18 protein-coding genes and 1 pseudogene are annotated in these 19622 nt (G+C 73.5%); 13 read left to right on the top strand and 6 right to left on the bottom strand.

The genetic code is table 11. The features are described 5' to 3' along the window. Positions 1-8 precede the first annotated feature (8 nt). The 3 genes from ACZ7C5_RS01210 to ACZ7C5_RS01200 all read right to left on the bottom strand — a co-directional run bounded on the left by ACZ7C5_RS01210 (position 9) and on the right by ACZ7C5_RS01200 (position 2677). Complete coding sequence (locus ACZ7C5_RS01210; protein ID WP_401081020.1) at positions 9-1043, bottom strand: alanine racemase; 1035 nt, start codon at positions 1041-1043, stop codon at positions 9-11. A gap of 13 nt (positions 1044-1056) precedes the next feature. Further along, a complete protein-coding gene (locus ACZ7C5_RS01205) occupies positions 1057-2175 on the bottom strand; it encodes a lipid II:glycine glycyltransferase FemX (protein WP_401081017.1) in 1119 nt (372 codons plus the stop codon). 202 nt (positions 2176-2377) lie between these two features. Beyond that, a complete protein-coding gene (locus ACZ7C5_RS01200) occupies positions 2378-2677 on the bottom strand; it encodes a hypothetical protein (protein WP_188298655.1) in 300 nt (99 codons plus the stop codon). A gap of 323 nt (positions 2678-3000) precedes the next feature. On the opposite strand from ACZ7C5_RS01200, the gene rpsF reads away from it, so the two are divergent. The 4 genes from rpsF (at position 3001) to rplI (ending at position 4787) form a co-directional block, all read left to right on the top strand. Next, on the top strand, positions 3001-3291 hold the full coding sequence (gene rpsF, locus ACZ7C5_RS01195) for a 30S ribosomal protein S6 (RefSeq protein ID WP_188298654.1): 291 nt from the start codon (positions 3001-3003) through the stop codon (positions 3289-3291). Positions 3292-3387: 96 nt separating this feature from the next. Then, a complete protein-coding gene (locus ACZ7C5_RS01190) occupies positions 3388-4008 on the top strand; it encodes a single-stranded DNA-binding protein (protein ID WP_470321666.1) in 621 nt (206 codons plus the stop codon). A 78-nt stretch (positions 4009-4086) separates the two neighbouring features. Then, the gene (gene rpsR, locus ACZ7C5_RS01185) at positions 4087-4323 is read left to right on the top strand and encodes a 30S ribosomal protein S18 (RefSeq protein WP_030059640.1); all 237 of its coding nucleotides are present in this window, start codon (positions 4087-4089) and stop codon (positions 4321-4323) included. Positions 4324-4340: 17 nt separating this feature from the next. Further along, on the top strand, positions 4341-4787 hold the full coding sequence (rplI, locus tag ACZ7C5_RS01180; RefSeq protein WP_401081009.1) for a 50S ribosomal protein L9: 447 nt from the start codon (positions 4341-4343) through the stop codon (positions 4785-4787). Between the two features lie 103 nt (positions 4788-4890). On the opposite strand, the gene ACZ7C5_RS01175 is transcribed toward rplI, so the two are convergent. After that, on the bottom strand, positions 4891-6228 hold the full coding sequence (locus ACZ7C5_RS01175) for an MATE family efflux transporter (protein ID WP_401081006.1): 1338 nt from the start codon (positions 6226-6228) through the stop codon (positions 4891-4893). A gap of 579 nt (positions 6229-6807) precedes the next feature. On the opposite strand from ACZ7C5_RS01175, the gene dnaB reads away from it, so the two are divergent. Further along, a complete protein-coding gene (gene dnaB / locus ACZ7C5_RS01170; RefSeq protein ID WP_470321871.1) occupies positions 6808-9522 on the top strand; it encodes a replicative DNA helicase in 2715 nt (904 codons plus the stop codon). 32 nt (positions 9523-9554) lie between these two features. On the opposite strand, the gene manA is transcribed toward dnaB, so the two are convergent. Further along, positions 9555-10733, bottom strand: a complete 1179-nt coding sequence (manA, locus tag ACZ7C5_RS01165) for a mannose-6-phosphate isomerase, class I (protein WP_401081003.1) — start codon at positions 10731-10733, stop codon at positions 9555-9557. Positions 10734-11072: 339 nt separating this feature from the next. Here manA and ACZ7C5_RS01160 point away from each other — a divergent pair, with 339 nt between their 5' ends. Beyond that, on the top strand, positions 11073-11840 hold the full coding sequence (locus ACZ7C5_RS01160) for a polyprenol monophosphomannose synthase (protein ID WP_470321665.1): 768 nt from the start codon (positions 11073-11075) through the stop codon (positions 11838-11840). Between the two features lie 86 nt (positions 11841-11926). On the opposite strand, the gene ACZ7C5_RS01155 is transcribed toward ACZ7C5_RS01160, so the two are convergent. After that, positions 11927-12334 (bottom strand): winged helix-turn-helix transcriptional regulator, encoded by a 408-nt coding sequence (locus ACZ7C5_RS01155; RefSeq protein ID WP_188298648.1) that lies wholly within the window; start codon positions 12332-12334, stop codon positions 11927-11929. 107 nt (positions 12335-12441) lie between these two features. On the opposite strand from ACZ7C5_RS01155, the gene ACZ7C5_RS01150 reads away from it, so the two are divergent. The 7 genes and pseudogenes from ACZ7C5_RS01150 to ACZ7C5_RS01120 all read left to right on the top strand — a co-directional run bounded on the left by ACZ7C5_RS01150 (position 12442) and on the right by ACZ7C5_RS01120 (position 19542). Beyond that, on the top strand, positions 12442-13077 hold the full coding sequence (locus ACZ7C5_RS01150) for an FMN-dependent NADH-azoreductase (RefSeq protein WP_470321664.1): 636 nt from the start codon (positions 12442-12444) through the stop codon (positions 13075-13077). 144 nt (positions 13078-13221) lie between these two features. Continuing rightward, positions 13222-14262, top strand: a complete 1041-nt coding sequence (locus ACZ7C5_RS01145) for an MBL fold metallo-hydrolase (protein ID WP_470321663.1) — start codon at positions 13222-13224, stop codon at positions 14260-14262. 16 nt (positions 14263-14278) lie between these two features. Beyond that, positions 14279-15222: pseudogene (locus tag ACZ7C5_RS01140) on the top strand (NTP transferase domain-containing protein). Continuing rightward, a complete protein-coding gene (locus ACZ7C5_RS01135; protein WP_401080992.1) occupies positions 15219-16427 on the top strand; it encodes a molybdopterin molybdotransferase MoeA in 1209 nt (402 codons plus the stop codon). Before ACZ7C5_RS01140 ends, ACZ7C5_RS01135 begins: the two are co-directional and overlap by 4 nt. Before the next feature lie 100 nt (positions 16428-16527). After that, on the top strand, positions 16528-17589 hold the full coding sequence (locus ACZ7C5_RS01130) for a potassium channel family protein (protein ID WP_401080989.1): 1062 nt from the start codon (positions 16528-16530) through the stop codon (positions 17587-17589). Positions 17590-17630: 41 nt separating this feature from the next. Then, the gene (locus ACZ7C5_RS01125) at positions 17631-18608 is read left to right on the top strand and encodes an NAD(P)H-quinone oxidoreductase (protein WP_401080986.1); all 978 of its coding nucleotides are present in this window, start codon (positions 17631-17633) and stop codon (positions 18606-18608) included. Between the two features lie 166 nt (positions 18609-18774). Next, a complete protein-coding gene (locus ACZ7C5_RS01120) occupies positions 18775-19542 on the top strand; it encodes a hypothetical protein (protein ID WP_470321662.1) in 768 nt (255 codons plus the stop codon). Positions 19543-19622 lie beyond the last annotated feature (80 nt).

Below are 19622 nucleotides of genomic sequence, written 5' to 3'. Positions count from 1 at the left end.
TCAGCGGCTCAGCGGTCCACCACGCGGTCGAAGTGCGTGGTGGTGTGCCGGACCTGGAGACCGAGCTCCTCGCCGATCGCCGGCGGGGCGGTCTCCGCGTCCAGGAACAGCAGCGAGACCTGCATGTGCGGCGGCTCGGCGAACCACAGCTGCTTGCCGGCCCAGTGGAACGGCGACCTGGTCTTGTTGACGGTCGCCAGACCGGCCCGGGCGATGCCCTTGGCCCGCGCCCCCATGCTCTGCACGTACTTGGGCGCCTCCAGGCCGATGCCGTGCGCGGTGCCGCCGGCGACCACCAGGATGTGGCCGTCGGAGGGCGCCGGGTGCTGGCGGTAGCCGTAGCGGTCGCCCTTCTTCAGCGGGGTGACGTCCAGGACGGTGGCCCTGACCTCCAGCGCGGCGTGGTCGCCCAGCCAGAGCCTGGTGCCGATCCGGGCCCGGAAGACCGTCCGCGGGTAGCGCTGGGCCAGCTGCTCCATGCCGGCCGCGCCGAGGTGGCTGACGAACACGGTGTGCACCGGGATGCCGGCCGCCACGGCGGTGTCCACCCAGTGGGCGACCTCCTCGACCGGGCTGGAGCCGTCCGGCCGGTCCATCGGCAGGTGCAGCGCCAGCCCCTCGAAGCTGACGCCGTCCAGCTCGGCGGCGGCGGTGCGCAGGTCGTCCGCGCTCACGCCGTGCCGGCGCATGGTGGTCATGCACTCCAGCACCACCCGGGCGCCGTGCAGCGACCGCAGCGCCGCCACGCTCGCGACCGTCCGGATCACCCGGGCGTGCGGCAGTGGCAGTATCTCCTCGCCGACCCGGTAGGGGGTGAGCACCAGCAGCTCACCGCCGTACCACTCGGCGACGTCGGCCGCCTCGTACGCGGTACCGACGGCGAGCACCCCGGTGCCCAGCAGCGTCGCCTCCTCGGCCAGCCGGTGGTTGCCCAGGCCGTAGCCGTTCCCCTTGGCGACCGGGACCAGCCCGGGGAACTCGGCGAGGACGGAGCGCTGGTGGTCGCGCCAGCGTTCGGTCTCGAGGTAGAGCGACAGCGTCATCGGGTCAGTCTCCTCAGCGGCGGGACATGTAGAGGTCGAGGGCCTTGTGCAGCAGCTTGTTGAGCGGGAAGTCCCACTCGCCGAGGTACTCGGCCGCCTGGCCGCCGGTGCCGACCTTGAACTGGATCAGGCCGAACAGGTGGTCGTTCTCGTCCAGGGTGTCACTGATGCCGCGCAGGTCGTACACCCCGCCGCCGAGGGCGTAGGAGTCGCGCATCATCCGCCACTGGATGGCGTTGGACGGCTTGACCTCGCGCTTGTGGTTGGCCGAGGCGCCGTAGGAGTACCAGACGTGCTCGCCGACCACCAGCATCGTGGTCGCGGCCAGCGGCTCGCCCTCGTGGTAGGCGATGTAGAGCCGCATCCGGTTCGGGTCCTCGGCGGTGAGGGCGTTCCACATCCGCTGGAAGTAGGCCAGCGGGCGCGGGGTGAACTTGTCGCGCTCGGCGGTGACCAGGTAGAGCTGGTGGAAGACCGGCAGCTCGTCGTAGCCGCCCTGGACGACCTCGACGCCGCTCTTCTCGGCCTTCTTGATGTTGCGGCGCCAGAGCTGGTTGAAGCCCTTCTGGATGTCGTCCAGCGAGCGGTTGGCCAGCGGCACCTGGAAGACGTAGCGGGGCTGGACGTCGCCGAAGCCGGCGCCGCCCTCCTCGCCCTGGAGCCAGCCGGCCTTGCGCAGCCGGTCGGCCACCTCGAAGGCGCGGGCCTCGTACCAGTCGGCCTCGACGTCGCGCAGGCGCTTGGCCTGCTTGGCGGCGATGGCCTCCTTGATGGTGGGGGCGTCCCAGCGGCGGATGACCACCGGCGGGCCCATCTTCACCGAGAACGCGCCCTGGGACTTCAGGTGCGCCAGCATCGGGGAGAGCCAGCGGTCGAGGTCGCGGTCGAACCAGTCGATGACCGGGCCCTCGGGCAGGTAGGCGAGGTAGCGCTTGAGCTTCGGCAGCTGGCGGTAGAGCACCAGGCCGGCGCCGACGAGCTGGTTGGCCTCGTCGAACCAGCCGATCGACTCGGAACGCCACTCGGCCTTCACGTCACCCCACGACGGCACCTGCATGTGGCTGGCCGAGGCGCGGCTCCTGATGAAGGCGAGGTGCTCCTCGCGGGTGATCGTCCTCAGGCGCAGGCTCATTGCTCGGTGCTCCTCGTCGGTCGGGCTGCGGTGGCCCAGGTTCTCGGGCTGACCTTATCGTCCGGGGCCCGGGCACCCGTTCCGGCGGGCACGGCGGCGCCCCCGTCGGGTACCTGTCTCCTCTGCAGATACGCGACGGGGGCGGCGAGGGTTCCGGACGGGCCCTGTGGGCTCGGTCCCAGCGGGCGGGCGCGGGGGCGGTTCAGCCCCAGAGACCGCCCCGGGCGATGCCGAGGTAGAAGCCGAGGGCGGCGGCGCCCAGCGAGACCATCAGGACGAAGCGCTCGGCGGTGGTGACCGAGACGAACATGCCCCACAGGCCGGCGACGATCCCGAACAGGCCGGTCCACGAGGTCAGCAGGTGCAGGTTGTGGAAGAACGAGGTGGTGAAGGCGATCACGCCCAGCAGGGCGGTGACGCCCACCAGGGTGTTCTCGCGGGGGTGCGGGTGGCCGTCGGTGTTCAGCGTGAGCGCGGGCATGCGGTGGACGGACTGGGCCATGGGTCCCACCTCCTGGCGTGGAGACGAACGGGCAGGAATCCCGTTCCGTCCAGATTGCGGCGGTTGGGTCACTCCCACAACCCCTATGCGTTTTGTTCGGCCGTCCGGGTGCAGGTAGGCTGTGCCGTCTGCACTGGTGTAGTTGTGCCCCCTTTGCGCCCTCTTCCGGGCGACGCCCGCTGTCGGGTGGAGCGGGGCCGACTGTCCGACCCGGCCGCTACGGTGGGCCGGAGTCGTCGTCACCGCACCGGTGCCGACGCTACGCACAACCCTCCTGCCACGGAGAGACCGTGGCCGCTGAGTCCAAAGGAGGTGGGTTACTCATGCGTCACTACGAGCTGATGGTCATCCTCGACCCCTCGGTCGAGGAGCGCGCTGTCTCCCCCCTGATCGAGAGCTTCCTCGCCGTCGTCCGCAACGCGGGTGGCAAGGTGGAGAAGGTCGACACCTGGGGTCGCCGCCGTCTGGCTTACGAGATCAACAAGCAGTCCGAGGGCATCTACTCGGTCATCGACCTCAAGGCCACGCCTGAGGTCGTCAAGGAGCTCGACCGCCAGCTGGGCCTGAGCGAGTCGGTTCTGCGGACCAAGGTCCTGCGCCCGGACACCCACTGAGCCACCTCTGAGGCCTTCGGGTCTCGGGTAGCTCGCGTCCGCTGTTTCACGTGAAACAGCGGTGAACGGACATCTTCCCGAGAGGTCATCACCACCATGGCAGGCGAGACCGTCATCACCCTCGTCGGCAATCTCGTCGACGACCCCGAGCTGCGCTTCACCCCGTCGGGTGCGGCGGTCGCGAAGTTCCGCATCGCGTCCACCCCCCGCACCTTCGACCGTCAGACGAACGAGTGGAAGGACGGCGAGAGCCTCTTCCTCACGTGCAACGTCTGGCGGCAGCCGGCGGAGAACGTGGCCGAGTCGCTGCAACGCGGCATGCGCGTCATCGTGCAGGGCCGACTGCGCCAGCGGTCTTACGAGACCAAGGAAGGCGAGAAGCGGACGGTCTTCGAGGTCGAGGTCGACGAGGTCGGCCCGAGCCTGCGCTCGGCGACCGCCAAGGTCACCCGGGCCAACCGGTCCGGCGGCCCCGGTGGCGGCTTCGGCGGCCAGCAGGGCGGCGGCCAGGGCGGCGGCGGCAACTGGGGTGGAAACTCCGGTGGCGGTGGCGGCCAGCAGGGCGGCGGCAGCTGGGGTGGGAACTCCGGCGGCGGCCAGTCCGGCCCCTCCGACGACCCGTGGGCGTCCAGCGCCCCGTCCGGTGGAAACCAGGGCGGCAGCTGGGGTGCCCCGGCCGGCGGTGGCGGCGGCTACTCGGAAGAGCCCCCGTTCTAAGAGCTGACAGATTTCGTGCGGCTCGGCCGCGGCGTCCCCGGACGCCTGCCGGGCCGTGAACCCCAAATGGAGCACACAATGGCGAAGCCGCCTGCTCGCAAGCCGAAGAAGAAGGTTTGCGTCTTCTGCAAGGACAAGGTCAACTACGTTGACTACAAGGACACGAACCTGCTGCGGAAGTACATCTCCGACCGCGGAAAGATCCGTGCCCGCCGGGTGACCGGCAACTGCACCCAGCACCAGCGTGACGTCGCCACGGCCGTGAAGAACAGCCGTGAGATGGCGCTGCTGCCCTACACCAGCACCGCGCGCTAAGAGAGGGTGACCAAGTAATGAAGATCATCCTCACTCACGAGGTGCCGGGTCTCGGCTCCGCCGGCGAGGTCGTCGAGGTCAAGGACGGCTACGCCCGCAACTACCTGGTCCCGCGTGGCTACGCCATCCGCTGGACCAAGGGTGGTCAGAAGGACGTCGACGCCATCCGTCGCGCCCGCAAGATCCACGCCATCCAGACCCTCGAGGCCGCCGCCGAGGTCAAGGGCAAGCTCGAGGGCGTCCAGGTCAAGCTGGCCGTCCGCTCGGGCGACGCCGGCCGTCTGTTCGGTTCGGTGACCCAGGCCGACGTCGTCGAGGCCATCAAGGCCGCCGGCGGCCCGGCGGTGGACAAGCGCGCCGTCGCGATCACCTCGCCGATCAAGACCGTGGGCACCCACAAGGTCTCGGTCAAGCTGCACTCGGACGTCGTGGCCAACCTCGACGTCGCCGTCGTGGCTGCCTGAGCTCCGTAGCACCAGGCCCGAGGGCCGGACTCCTTCGGGAGTCCGGCCCTCGGTCTTTTCCCAGGGGCCGAGAACCCGGCCCTCGGGCCCGCGAGGGCCCGCTTCAGCCGCGCACCGCTCCGGTGACCAGCCACTTGCCGCCGCGGGCGCGCCAGGCCAGGAAACCGGCCCGCAGCAGCATGAACAGGTTCATCGCCCACCAGAGCCCGGCCAGTCCGGCGCCGGTGGCCGGCACCGCGAGGGCCACCGGGACGAACACCACCAGGGTCGCGAGTCCGGCCCAGGCCAGGTAGGGGCCGTCCCCGGCCCCCATCAGCACCCCGTCCAGGACGAAGACCAGTCCGGCCACCGGCTGGGTGAGCGCCAGCAGCAGCAGGGCGGTGCCCAGCTGGGCCCGGACGGCCGGATCGGGCGTGAACAGCGGGACGTACAGCGGGCGGGCGAGCACCACCAGCAGGCCGAGGACCAGCCCGGAGACGATGCCCCACTCGACCATCCGGCGGGTGGCGGCCCTGGCGCCCGGGACGTCCGAGGCGCCCAGGAAGCGGCCGATGACGGCCTGGCCCGCGATCGCGATGGCGTCCAGCGCGAAGGCCAGGAAGTTGAACAGCGTCATGGTGATCTGGTGGGCGGCCACCTGGTCGTCGCCGAGCCGGGCGGCCACCGCGGTGGCGGTCATCAGCACCGCGCGCAGGCTGATCGTCCGGACCAGCAGCGGGCCGCCGGCCCTGGCCCCGGCCCGGATGCCCGCCGCGTCCGGTCGCAGCGAGGCCCCCTCCCGGCGGGCGCCGCGGACCACCACGACCAGGTAGGCGGCGGCCATCCCGGTCTGCGCCAGCACGGTGCCCCAGGCCGAGCCGGCCACCCCGAGCCCGGCGCCGTACACCAGGCCGGCGTTCAGGCCGATGTTGGCCGCGAAGCCGCCGACGGCCACCACCAGCGGCGTGCGGGTGTCCTGGAGGCCGCGCAGCACCCCGGTGGCGGCCAGCACCATGAGCATCGCCGGGATGCCCAGGGAGCTGATCCGCAGGTACGTCACGGCGTGCGGCGCGGCGGTCGCCGAGGCGCCCAGCACGTCGGCCGCCCAGGGGGCCAGCAGCAGGGTGAGCAGGACGACGGGGACGGACAGGCCCAGGGCGAGCCAGATGCCGTCGATGCCCTGCTGCACGGCGCCCCTGCGGTCCCCGGCGCCGATCCGGCGGGCGACCGCCGAGGTGGTGGCGTAGGCGAGGAAGACGAACACGCCGGTCGCGGTGGAGAGCGCGGCGGCGGCGATGCCCACCCCGGCCAGCTGGGGGGTGCCGAGGTGGCCGACGATCGCCGAGTCGGCCATCAGGAAGAGCGGTTCGGCGACCAGGGCGCCGAAGGCCGGCACGGCCAGGGCGAGGATCTCCCGGTCGTGCCGGCGTCGTGAGGGGGCCGGGGTCGGCGAGGCGGTCATGGGCTCCAGGCTACTCATCCACAGGTAATGGATGTAAGTGGCAGGTGACCATTACTCGCAATCTTGAGCGACGAGGTTCGTCCGCTCCGTGCCGACAGCCGTTCGGAGGTGTGTGAAGAATTTCTCATGCACAGGCCCGGGAAGAGGTAATCCCAGGTCAACAGGTTGACGGTGGATCGATCGTCCGGTTATCCACAGGGACGTCCACAGGGGTGTCCACAGCTTTGCGGCAGTTCTCCACAGGACGGGGCCGTTCATCCACACCCCCTGTGGATAACCGCCTTGGCGCAACGGCGTCCGGCGCCTTAGCGTGGGCCCTCCGCCCGACACTCCCACCGCCCCGGCGTCCGATTTGTCTGAGCCGTGGCGTACAAAGAGGAGCGGATCCGCTCCACCCAGCCACCGGCACGGCCGGCTCCAGACTTCGCACCACTCGCTGATCGGGGAACACGCGTGACCGGCCCCCAGTACGACGACCACGACGCCCCGCCGCCGGAGGAGGACTGGCAGAACGCCGAGGATCCCTTCCCCGCCGGCGCCTTCGACGACGGGCCCTTCCCGGACGGCCCCGGTGACCGGCTGCCGGTCTCGCGCGGCCGCGGCGAGGGGCGTCAGGGCGGTGGCCGCGACGGCTCCCAGAAGGGCGGCTTCCAGAAGGACGGCAAGGGCGGCCGGTCGGAGGGCGGCAAGGACGGCAAGGGCGGCTGGCAGCGCCGGGACGAGGGCGATGGCGGGGGCGGGGGCGGGATGGACGGCTTCGAGCGCGTCCCCCCGCAGGACCTGGACGCCGAGAAGTCCGTCCTCGGCGGCATGCTGCTCTCCAAGGACGCCATCGCCGACGTGGTCGAGGTGCTCAAGCCGGCCGACTACTACCGGCCCGCGCACGAGATGGTGCACGGCGCGATCCTCGACCTCTACGCCCGTGGCGAGCCGGCCGACCCGATCACCGTGGCCGGCGAGCTGACCAAGCGCGGCGAGCTCCAGCGGGTCGGCGGCGCCTCCTACCTGCACACCCTGGTCAACTCCGTCCCGACCGCGGCCAACGCCGAGTACTACGCCCAGATCGTGCACGAGCGCGCGGTGCTGCGCCGGCTGGTCGAGGCGGGCACCCGGATCGCCGGCATGGGCTACGCGGCCGAGGGCGACGTGGACGAGATCGTCAACGCCGCCCAGGCGGAGATCTACGCCGTCACCGAGCAGCGCACCAACGAGGACTACGCGCCGCTCGCCGACATCATGGAGGGCGCCCTCGACGAGATCGAGGCGATCGGCTCCCGGCAGGGCCAGATGTCCGGCGTGCCGACCGGCTTCGCCGACTTCGACGCGCTCACCAACGGTCTGCACCCCGGTCAGATGATCGTCATCGCGGCCCGCCCCGCGATGGGCAAGGCCCTGGCCCTCGACACCCCGCTGCCGACGCCGGGCGGGTGGACGACCATGGGCGAGGTCCGGGAGGGCGACCACCTCCTCGACGCCGACGGCAGGCCGACGCGCGTGGTGGCTGCCACCGAGGTCATGACCGGGCGGCCGTGCTTCGAGCTCCTGTTCGACGACGGAACCGCCCTGATCGCCGATGCGGATCACCAGTGGCTGACCGAGACCCGGGCGTCGCGCAGGGCGGGCCGCCCCGGAGAGGTCAGGACGACCAAGGAGATCGCCGCGACCCTGCACTGCGACACGGCTGACCGGCGCACCAACCACTCGGTGCGGAACACGGCGCCGCTCGACCTTCCGCACCGGGACCTGCCCGTCGCGCCGTACACCCTCGGAGCCTGGCTGGGCGACGGTCACCGCGAGGCCGCGAGGATCACCTCGGCGGACCCGGAGGTCGTCCGGCGGATCGCGGAGGACGGCTTCGAGCTGGTCCCGGTCGGGACCTCGCTGACGTACGCGGTCGGGTTCGCCGTCGAGGAGCCCAAGCGCTTCGAGCGGGCCTGTGCCGTCTGCGGCAAGGTCTTCGTGCCCAAGCTCGCCCACGTCCGGACCTGTGGGAGGTCCTGTGGCGGCAAGGCCCGGTCCGTCTCGGCACCCGTGCCGCCCGCCGCCTGCGTGGACTGCGGCAGCGAGTGCTCCTCCCCGTTCTCCGAGCCGCGCTGCCACGCGTGCACCAGGAGGCACGGAAGCCTGCTGGTGGTTCTGCGCGACCTCGGCGTCCTCGGGAACAAGCACATCCCCGACACGTATCTGCGCGGGTCCGTCGGTCAGCGCCGGGCGCTCCTGGCGGGGCTGCTCGACACCGACGGCACCGTCACGAACACCGGGTCGGTGCAGTTCGCGGTCACCAGCCGGGCTCTGGCCGAGGGCTTCCGCGAGCTCGTCGTCGGCCTCGGCTACCGCTGCGGCATGACCACGAAGCGGGTCGAGGGGCGCTCGGAGGAGTCCTCGACCCTGTTCGTCATCACGTTCACGCCGACGGACGAGGTGTTCGGGCTGGAACGGAAGCGGACGGTGCACGCGGCCCGCAGGCGTCCGGCCACCCCCAAGCTCGGACAGCGGTACATCGTCGCCGCCCGTGAGATCGACAGCGTCCCGGTCCGGTGCGTCCAGGTCGACAACCCGGACCACCTGTACCTGGCCACCCGCTCGATGGTGCCCACGCACAACTCCACCCTCGCGCTGGACTTCGCGCGGGCCTGCTCGATCCAGAACAAGCTGCCGAGCGTGATCTTCTCGCTCGAAATGGGGCGCAACGAGATCGCGATGCGCCTGCTCTCCGCCGAGGCCAGGGTGGCGCTGCACCACATGCGCTCCGGGAACATGACGGACGACGACTGGACCAGGGTCGCCCGCCGGATGCCCGACGTCAGCGAGGCGCCGCTGTTCATCGACGACTCGCCGAACCTGTCGATGATGGAGATCCGGGCCAAGTGCCGCCGGCTGAAGCAGCGCAACGACATCAAGCTGGTCGTCATCGACTACCTCCAGCTGATGCAGTCCGGCGGCTCCCGCCGGGCCGAGAACCGCCAGCAGGAGGTCTCGGACATGTCCCGTAACCTCAAGCTGCTGGCCAAGGAGCTGGAAGTGCCGGTCATCGCGCTCTCCCAGCTGAACCGTGGCCCCGAGCAGCGCACCGACAAGCGGCCGATGGTCTCCGACCTGCGTGAGTCCGGCTCGATCGAGCAGGACGCCGACATGGTCATCCTGCTGCACCGCGAGGACGCCTACGAGAAGGAGTCCCCCCGCGCGGGCGAGGCCGACCTGATCGTCGCCAAGCACCGTAACGGTCCGACCGCGACCATCACGGTGGCCTTCCAGGGCCACTACTCGCGCTTCGTCGACATGACCAGGGACTGAGCCCCGGCGTTCCCGCCGGGGCGGGGCAGCGGTCAGACGGTGACGGTGGCGCGGAACAGCGTGCTGCCGGTGCCGGACAGCCGGGTCGGGGTGCCGGTGGCGGGGAGGAAGGCGGACCGGCCGCGGGCCAGGTCCAGCACGGTGCCGTCGGCGGCGGTCAGCCGGACCGCGCCCTCGGTGCAGAGCAGGATCTGCGGGGTGCGGCCGTCGATCTCGCGCTCGGTGCCGTCCAGGACGAAGCGGGAGAGCCGGAACTCGTCGATCGGGACGGGGTAGAGCTCCTCGCCCGGGGTGGCCCCGGCCGGCACCGGCTCCAGCGCCTCGGGGGCGCCGGGCTCGAAGACCACGACCTTGAGCAGCTCGGGCACGTCGATGTGCTTCGGGGTGAGGCCGGCCCGCAGCACGTTGTCGGAGTTGGCCTGGAGTTCGACGCAGACGCCGGAGAGGTAGGCGTGCGGCACCCCGGCGCCCAGGTAGAGCGCCTGGCCGGCCCGCAGCCGGAAGTGGTTGAGCAGCATGCCGGCGACCACGCCGCGGTCGTCCGGGAAGTCCGCGGCGATCCGGGCGTACGGGGCGTACTCGCCGTCGGGGTCGGTCAGGGCCAGCACCTCGACGGTCCGCCGGACGGTCTCCCCGTCCAGGGCGAGGGCGGCGGTCAGCGCGCCGCGCAGCGCCTCGGACCTGTCCTCGGCCGCCAGCCGGTCGATCACCGGGGCGAGCCCGGGCACCGCGAGCCCGGACAGCAGGCGGGCCGCCGCCGCGGGCCGGCGGAAGCCGCACAGGCCCTCGAACTCGCCCAGCGCGCAGACCATTTCGGGCTTGTGGTTGGTGTCCCGGTAGCTGCGCTCGGGAGCGTCCAGCGGGATGCCGAGGGCTTCCTCGGCGGCGAAGCCGGCCCGGGCCTGGTCGAGCGTCGGGTGGGCCTGGATGGACAGCGGGATGCCCGCGGCCAGGATCTTGAAGAGGAACGGCAGCGCCGGGCCGAACCTGGCCACGCTCGCGGCGCCCAGCTCGCCCTCGGGGTCGGCCGCGATCAGCTCGTCCAGCCGGCGCGGGCCCTCGCCGCGGTCGGCGCGGGACGGCGCACCGGGGTGGGCGCCCATCCACAGCTCGGCCTGCGGTTCACCGGTCGGCCGCTGCCCGAGCAACTCGGGCAGGGCGGTGAGCGACCCCCAGGCGTACGGGCGGACGGTGTTGACGAGCCTGTCCATGCGCGCGGTCCTACTCCTTCGCAGTCTGGGCGGCCCCGGATGTCCCGAGTCCGGATCGCCGGGACGGGACCGGCGGTGCGGGCGGGCCGGGCACGGGCAAGGGAAACGACCCTAGCCGACCGGTGTCACCCACGGGGAAACGGTGGGCATCCGGTGGAAGTGCCACGGTCGGACCAGCGGCTCCCGGGCGCGGTAGTAGGATGCCAGGACGCAGTAGCCTCCGCCCTGCGCGCAGTTCACCACCGGGGTCCTCCTCGATGGAGCTGCCGGTGGAGCCGCGTTCCAGAGTGCGGGCGCCGGTGTTCCGAGACCCCCCGTCATCGGCCGAGAGGTTTGTACGTGACCGTGAACCAGCAGAGTTTTGCTGATCTCGGCAAGGTCCTGGTGATCATCCCGACCTACAACGAGGCCGAGAACGTCGAGCGGATCGTCGGCCGGGTCCGCGCCGCCGTGCCCGAGGTCCACGTCCTGGTGGCCGACGACAACAGCCCCGACGGCACCGGCGAGCTGGCCGACAAGCTGGCCGTCGAGGATCCGAACGTCCAGGTCCTGCACCGCAAGGGCAAGGAGGGCCTGGGCGCCGCCTACCTCGCGGGCTTCCGCTGGGGCATCGACAACGGCTACGACGTCCTGGTCGAGATGGACGCGGACGGCTCGCACCAGCCCGAGGAGCTGGACCGGCTGCTGGGCGCGCTGCGCGGCGCCGACCTGGTGCTGGGCTCGCGCTGGGTGCCGGGCGGCCGGGTGGTGAACTGGCCGAAGTCGCGGCTGCTGCTCTCCCGCGGCGGCTCGACCTACTCGCGGCTGATGCTGGGCGTCCCGATCAGGGACGTCACCGGCGGCTACCGGGCGTTCCGCAAGGAGACCCTGCTGGGCCTGGGCATGGACGAGGTCGCCTCGGCCGGGTACTGCTTCCAGGTCGACCTGGCCTGGCGCACGGTGAAGGCCGGGTTCAAGGTCGCCGAGGTGCCGATCACCTTCGTCGAGCGCGAGCTGGGGGCGTCCAAGATGAGCCGCAACATCGTGGTCGAGGCGCTGTGGCGGGTGACCACCTGGGGTGTCACCGACCGGGTGGCCCGACTGCGCCGGGGCGCCACCAAGCGCTGACCGACCGCACCGCCCATGGCCGAAGGGCCCGTCCGCCGGAACCGGTGGACGGGCCCTTCGGCATGTCCGGGGGCGGCCGGGCGGGCTCAGCAGCCGCCCTTGAGTACGCCCTCCGGCAGGTGGCGGTCGGCCCAGACGGCCAGTTCGGTGAGCGCCGGCTTCAGCGCGATGCCGGCTTCGGTGAGCCGGTAGCTGACCCGCAGCGGCGGGCCCGCGTCGACCTCCCGGACGACCAGGCCGGCCTCGGCCAGCTCGGTCAGCCGGTCGGAGAGCATCCGCTCGCTGATGCCGGGGACGGCGCGGCGCAGCTCGGAGAAGTACGCGGGGCCGCCGTTGGTGAGCACGCCCAGCAGCATGCCGGTCCAGCGCTTGCCGAGCAGGGTGAACACCCGGTTGAGGGCCAGGTCCACGGTGCGGCAGGGGCCGGGGCCGGCGGCGCCGCAGGCGTCGGTGGCGGTGGGGACTCCGTCGGTCACTGCCTCGTGCTCGGCCATGGTCCCAGCCTACTCGACCGTTCACTAGTGACTGTAGAAAAGTAAGCTGCTACCGTACTTTCAGTTGCAGCGAAAACGGCAGCTACTAATTCTCTGGAGGCACTGCCATGCCCACGCTCCTGCACCTCGACTCCTCCGCGGTCGCCGACGGCTCCGTCTCCCACGAGGTCACCGCCGCCTTCCGGGCCGCCTGGCAGGCCCGGCACCCCGAGGGCACGGTGATCCACCGGGACCTCGCCGCCGACCCGCTCCCGCACCTGGACGTGCACGGCATCAGCGCCGGATTCGTCCCCGCCGAGGCCCGCAGCGCCGAGCAGACCGCCGCCTTCGCGCTGCGCGACGAGCTGATGGCCGAGCTGGAGCGGGCCGACGCGGTGCTGATCGGCAGCCCGATGTACAACTTCACGATCCCGTCGACCCTCAAGGCCTGGCTGGACCACGTGATCCTGGTCGGCCGCACCGCCGGCGAGGCGCCCTCCGCCAAGGGCACCCCGGTCACCGTGATCGCCCCCCGCGGCGGCTCGTACGCGCCCGGCGCCCCGCGCGAGCCGTACGAGTTCGTCACCACCTACCTGGAGAAGGTGCTGACCGGCATGCTCGGGCTGGAGGTCGACTTCATCGTCCCGGAGTTCACCCTGGCCGCAGCCGTCCCGGCGATGGCCGACTTCGTCCCGAAGGCCGTCGAGTCCAAGGCGCAGGCGCTGGAGCAGGCCGCCCGCCTGGCCAAGGAACCGGTCGCCTGAGGCAGGGTGCGGCGCGGACCGGAAGGCCGGTGTGACGTGGATCGGAGGCGCGCCCCGCCGGGCGCGCCTTCCGCGCAATCGGCCGCCGGTACTCCCATGCTGTAGGGCGCAGGACATCCGACCGCCGACCAGAGGGAGCAGCCCGTGACGTCGTCCCCGCCCGAGGAGAGCCCCGGCGCGGAGCGTGCCCGGGCCCAGCAGGCCGGGTCCGGCGGGCCCGTCGGGACAGCCGGTGCCGTGCCCGCCGCCGTGCCGCCGGAGCCGGGGCAGCCGGCCAGGCCGCTGGAGGTCGCCGTCTTCACCGGCCCCGAGTCGGCCTTCTTCGCCACCTCCGCACTGATCCTCGGCGAGCGGACCGCGATCCTGGTCGACGCCCAGCTGACCCGCAGCGCCGGGCGCGAGCTGGCCGAGTGGGTCGCGGGCAAGGGCAGACGCCTGCTCGCCGTCGTGGTCACCCACCAGCACCCGGACCACTACTTCGGCGCCGAGGAGGTGCTGCGGCTCTTCCCGGACGCGCAGCTGCTGGCCGCCCCGGCCGTGGTCGAGGGCATCCGCCGCACCGTCGCCGCCAAGGTCGCGCAGTGGAAGCCGGTGTACGGCGACGACATCCCGGACCACCCGCTGATCCCCGCCCCGCTGCTGCCGCAGCCGCTGATGCTGGACCGCCAGGTGATCCCGGTCCTGCTGCTCGGCCAGGCCGACTGCGGGGACTCCACGGTCGTCCACGTGCCGAGCGTCCGCACCGTGATCGCCGGGGACTTCGTCCACAACGGCACCCACGTCTGGACCGCCGACACCACCCCGGCCCAGCGCACCACCTGGGGGCACAACCTCGGCCGGATCGCCGACCTCGGCGTGGACCGGGTGATCGCCGGCCACCGGGCGCCGGACCAGGGCGACGACGCCGCCAGGGTGCTGGCCTTCACCGGTGAGTACCTCCAGGACTTCGACCGGCTGCTGGCCGAGCACCCGGACGACCCGGAGGCACTGGTCACGGCGATGAGCGAGCGGTACGGGGAGCTGACCCTGCCGTCCTTCCTGGAGCTGGGCGCGGCGGCCAACACCGCCCGCGCGGCCGCGGCCGCCGTCGAGGCCGAGGCCGTCGCCGGGCCCGAGGACCGGGAGGCTGTGGAGGCCCCGGAGGCCCCGGAGGCCCCGGAGGCCCCGGAGCCCGCGGAGGAGTAGGGCGGATACTGGCCGCATGACGCCGTACGACGCGATCGTCCCGGCGGGCGGGGCCGCCCGGCGCCTCGGCGGCGCCGACAAACCCGGCCTGACGGTGGGCGAGACCACCCTGCTCGACCGGGTGCTCGCCGCCTGCGCGGGCGCCCGCACCGCCGTCGTGGTCGGCCCGGCCCGCCCGACGGCGCGCGGCGGCGTCCACTGGACCAGGGAGCGGCCGCCCGGCGGCGGGCCGGTCGCCGCCGTCGCCGCCGGGCTCGGCCTGGTCACCGCCGACACCGTGCTGCTGCTCGCCGCCGACCTGCCCTTCCTGGACCGGCGGACGGTGGAACGGCTGGTCACCGCCCTCGACGCGGCCGGGCCGGCCGTGGACGCCGCGGTGCTGGTCGACGCGGGCGGACGCGACCAGCCGCTCACCGCCGCCTACCGCACCGCCCCGCTGCGCGCCGCACTGGCCGCCCTCGGCGACCCGGCCGGCCGGCCGCTGCGCCGGCTCGTCGGCGGACTGACCAGGCTGCGGGTGGCCGACACCGGCAACGTCGCCTACGACTGCGACACCTGGGAGGACCTGGAGCAGGCCCGCGAGCGCGACCGGCAGTGACCCCTCACCGACACCGTCACCCCGGTGTGAGCGAAACGACGCGCCCCGCACACGGGGCGAACACCTCGGGGAAACCACCGATCGGGCAGCATGGGCGCATGGAGCGCACGCTGGATGACTGGATCGCCGAGGTCAAGGCCGACCTGGGCATCGACCTGGACGTGGACGTCCGTGGTCTGCTCGACGTGGCCCGGGTGGTCGCGCACGGAGTGGCCAGGCCGGCCGCGCCGCTGACCGCCTTCCTGATCGGCTACGCGGCCGCCCAGCAGGGCGGCGGCGCGCGGGCCGTCGCCGAGGCGGCCCGACGGACCGAGGCCCTCGCCGAGGGGTGGAGCCCCGCGGCCCGGCCGGACGAGTCGTGAGCGCGGCCGGACGGACCACCGTGGCCGCGCCGCCCACCCGACCCGGAACACTGAGCTGGCCCCGCGCCCGCGAGACCGCGCGCCGGGCCGGACTGCGCCCGCTGCCCGGGGTCGGCGTCCCGCTGGCCGAGGCGCTCGGCCGCACCCTCGCCGAGCCGCTCGGCGCGCTGACCGACCTGCCCGCCTTCGACACCTCCGCGATGGACGGCTGGGCGGTCGCCGGTCCGGGACCGTGGCGGGTCGCCGGCCGGGTCCTGGCCGGCCTGGCCGAGCCGGCGCCGCTGGCCGACGGCACCGCCGTGGAGATCGCCACCGGCGCCCAACTGCCGCCCGGTGCCACCGCCGTACTGCGGCGGGAGCACGGGCGGACGGACGGCGCGCTGCTGCACGACCGGGGCCCGCAGCCGCTGACCACGGGACAGGACGTCCGCCCGCGCGGCCAGGAGTGCCGCCGGGGCGAGGAGTTGCTGCCCTCCGGTACCAGGGTCGGTCCTGCCGTGCTCGGCCTGGCCGCCGCCTGCGGCCACGACCGGCTTTCGGTCCACCGCCGTCCCGAGGTCCAGCTGCTCGTCCTGGGCGACGAGTTGCTCACCTGCGGGGTGCCCGGCCCCGGCCTGGTCCGGGACGCGCTGGGGCCGCTGCTGCCGCCCTGGCTGCGGGCCGCCGGCGCCGAGCCCGCCGAGGTCCGGTACGTCCGGGACGACTTCGGGCTGCTCGGGGACGCGCTGCGGCACCGCACCGCCGATCTGGTGGTCACCACCGGCGGGACGGCCGCCGGGCCGGTCGACTTCCTGCACCGGGCCCTCGGCGAGGCCGGCGGCCGGCTGCTGGTGGACGGCGTCGCCGTCCGGCCGGGGCACCCCATGGTGCTGGCCGAACTCCCCGGCGGCCGCCATCTGGTGGGCCTGCCGGGCAACCCGCTGGCCGCCGTCGCCGCAATGGTCACCCTCGCCCTGCCGCTGCTGCACGCCCGCGGCGGGCGGACCGTCGGCGCCCCCGCCCTCGCGACCGCCGCGGCCGCGCTGCCGGGGCACCGGACGGACACCCGGCTCCAGCCGGTCCGGCGGACCGCGGGCGGAGTCCTGCCGCTGGCCTTCGACGGGCCCGCGATGCTGCGCGGGCTCGCCAGGGCCGAGGCGCTGGCCGTGGTGCCGCCCGGCGGGGCGGCGGCGGGCGAGACGGTCGAACTGCTGGAGGTGCCGTGAGCGGGCGAAGCACGGGGATGCCCCCGGCCGGAGGCCGTGGGAGAACCGTCAAGAGGAGCGCGTCCGGCGAAGCCGCCGCCCGGCGGAGCGAGGCGGTCGCATGAGCCGCCTGCGACGCAACCTGGCCCCGGGGACGGAGCCCTGGGCCGACGCCGGGATCGTGCTGCCCGCCCGGCGGGCCGACCCCGCCGTCCGGCAGGTCGGCTCCCGACTGCTGCTGGCGCTCGGCGTCCTGGTCGCCACGACGTTCATCGTCTACTTCGACCGGGCCGGCTACAACGACAACGCCGGCGGCGGGCTCAGCTTCCTGGACGCGGCGTACTACGCCACCGTGACGCTCTCCACCACCGGGTACGGCGACATCACCCCGTTCAGCGACAGCGCCCGGATCACCAACATCTTCGTGATCACCCCGCTGCGCGTGGTGTTCCTGATCATCCTGGTCGGTACCACCCTGGAGGTGCTCACCGAACGGACCCGCCTGCAATGGCGGTTGAACCGCTGGAGGTCCACCGTGCGCGAGCACACCGTCGTCATCGGCTACGGGACGAAGGGCCGCAGCGCCGTCGACACCCTGCTCGGGCAGGGGGTGAAGAAGGAGGAGATCGTCGTCGTCGACCCGCAGCGCAAGGTGATTGACCAGGCGGCCCAGCACGGCCTGGTCGGCGTGGTCGGCGACGCCACCCGCACCGACACCCTGATGCGCGCCGCGCTGCCCAACGCCGCGCGGGTGGTGGTCGCGCCGGAGCGGGACGACACCGCGGTGCTGATCACGCTGACGGCGCGCCAGCTGAACAAGGCCGCCACCGTGGTCGCCGCCGTCCGGGAGGACGAGAACGCGCCGCTGCTGCGGCAGAGCGGTGCCGACGTCGTGGTCACCAGCTCCAGTTCGGCCGGGCGGCTGCTCGGGCTGTCGATGCTCAGCCCGCACGCCGGGGCGGTGATGGAGGACCTGCTGACGTACGGCAACGGGCTGGACGTGGTGGAGCGGCCGGTCACCAGGGCCGAAGCCGGGAACAGCCCGCGCGCGTGCGCGGACCTGGTGGTCGCGGTGGTCCGGGGCCGACGGGTGCTCAACTACACCGAGCCGGAGGCCGCGGTGCTCCAGCTCACCGACCGGGTGATCGTCATCAAGTCCAGCGCGGTCACGCCGACCGGCTGAGCCGCGCCGTGGAACGGCCGGGGCCGCAGTAGGTTCGGGGCATGCATGCGATGACGATTCCCGTACCCGGCGGTCCCGAGGCACTGGTCTGGGCCGAGGTGCCCGAGCCGGTGCCCGGCGAGGGCGAGGTCCTGGTCGAGGTGGCGGCCACCGCCGTCAACCGCGCCGACCTGCTCCAGCGGCAGGGCTCCTACAACCCGCCGCCCGGCGCCTCGCCCTACCCGGGGCTGGAGTGCGCCGGGCGGATCGTCGCACTCGGGCCCGGGGTGGCCGGCTGGGCGGTCGGCGACGAGGTGTGCGCGCTGCTGGCCGGCGGCGGCTACGCCGAGCTGGTCGCGGTGCCGACCGGACAGCTGCTGCCGCTGCCGGCCGGGCTCTCCGCCGAGCAGGCCGCGGCACTGCCCGAGGTGGCCTGCACGGTGTGGTCCAACGTCTTCCTCACCGCGCACCTGCGGCCCGGCGAGACGGTGCTGCTGCACGGCGGCGCGAGCGGGATCGGGACGATGGCGATCCAGCTGGCCAAGGCGGTCGGCGCACGGGTCGCGGTCACCGCCGGCAGCCGCGAGAAGCTGGCGCGCTGCGCCGAGCTGGGCGCCGACATCCTGATCGACTACCGGGAGCAGGACTTCGTCGAGGCGCTCCGGGAGGCCACCGGCGGGGCCGGGGCGGACGTGGTCCTGGACATCATGGGCGCCAAGTACCTCCAGCGGAACGTGGACGCGCTGGCGGTCAACGGGCGGCTGGTGATCATCGGGCTCCAGGGCGGGGTGAAGGGCGAACTCGACCTCGGCGCGCTGCTGCGCAAGCGCGCCGCGGTGATCGCCACCAACCTGCGCGGGCGGCCGCTGGCCGAGAAGGCGGCGATCGTGGCGGCGGTGCGGGAGCACGTGTGGCCGCTGGTCGAGTCCGGCGTGGTGAAGCCGGTGGTGGACCGGGTGCTGCCGCTGGCCGAGGTGGCCGAGGCGCACCGGGTGCTGGAGCGCGGCGAGCAGGTCGGGAAGGTCGTGCTGCGGGCCTGAGGCCGGGGGATCCGGCGGCGGGCGGCGGGTGGCGGCGCCGGAGGGATGCGGAGGGGCGCGGACCGGCCGAAGTGCCGCGGCGGTCGGGGCGTGCGAGTCTGGTCCGGAGCAGTCCCGCCGCCGACCCCGCCGCCGAGCGCCGTCGGCCGTCGGAAGGACTCCGACCGTGGCCGCATCACCGCACGCACCCCTCGGGCCGCTGCCCGTGGCGCCGCACCACCGTCGTACCCCTCGTCGCTCGTTCCCCAGCCGTGGCCGGCGGCTGTTCGCGGCGGCCGCGCTGGGGCTCGCGCTCCCGCTGGCCGCCTCGGCGGCGGTGGCGATGCCCTCGCCGTCGGCGTCGTTCCCGGTGCCGTTCCCGCCGGCGGGGGCGAGTGCGGGACCGGTGGCCGAGGCCGGCCCCGCCCTGGCGTCGGCCGCCCCGAGGCCCGCGCCGCCACGGCGGCCGGCGCCGCATCCGCACCCGGACGAGGACTTCCCGAGGGCCCACCGGCACCATCCGGCCTCGCTGCCCGAACAGTCCGACGCCGCCGTGGAACAGGCTCCGGACCAGACCGCGGACCAGGTCGTGGACCAGGCCGCGGACCAGGTTCCGGAGCAGGCCTTCGACCAGGCCCCCGAGCAGGCCGTGGAGCAGGCCCCCGACCGGGCGTCGGAGCAGGCCAGGGAACAGGGCGTCGAGGCCGAACAGCGGGAGCCCGACGGGGACACCGCGGACGCCGGGGCCCCCGGCGACGCCGCCGCACCGGACCGGGCCGCACCGGACACCGCCGCCGCGGTCGTCGGACAGCCCGTCGCGGCCGCCGCCGCGGTGCCCGCGATCTTCCCCGCCCGCTGGCGGGACGCCTCCACCACCCAGCTCCCGCTGGGCGCCGGCCTGGGCCTGATCGGCTGCGGCCTGGGGCTGGTCGGTCTGCGGCTGCGCAAGGGCTGAGGCACCGGAGCGGCCGCCCCGGCGGGGCTCCGGCCCGGTGCGGAGAGATCGGTGCGGAGAGATAGGTGCGGAGATCCGGT

Source organism: Kitasatospora sp. NPDC036993 (assembly GCF_055607525.1).
Note: the sequence above shows the minus strand (reverse complement) of the source record. Positions and strands in the feature narration are given on the sequence as shown.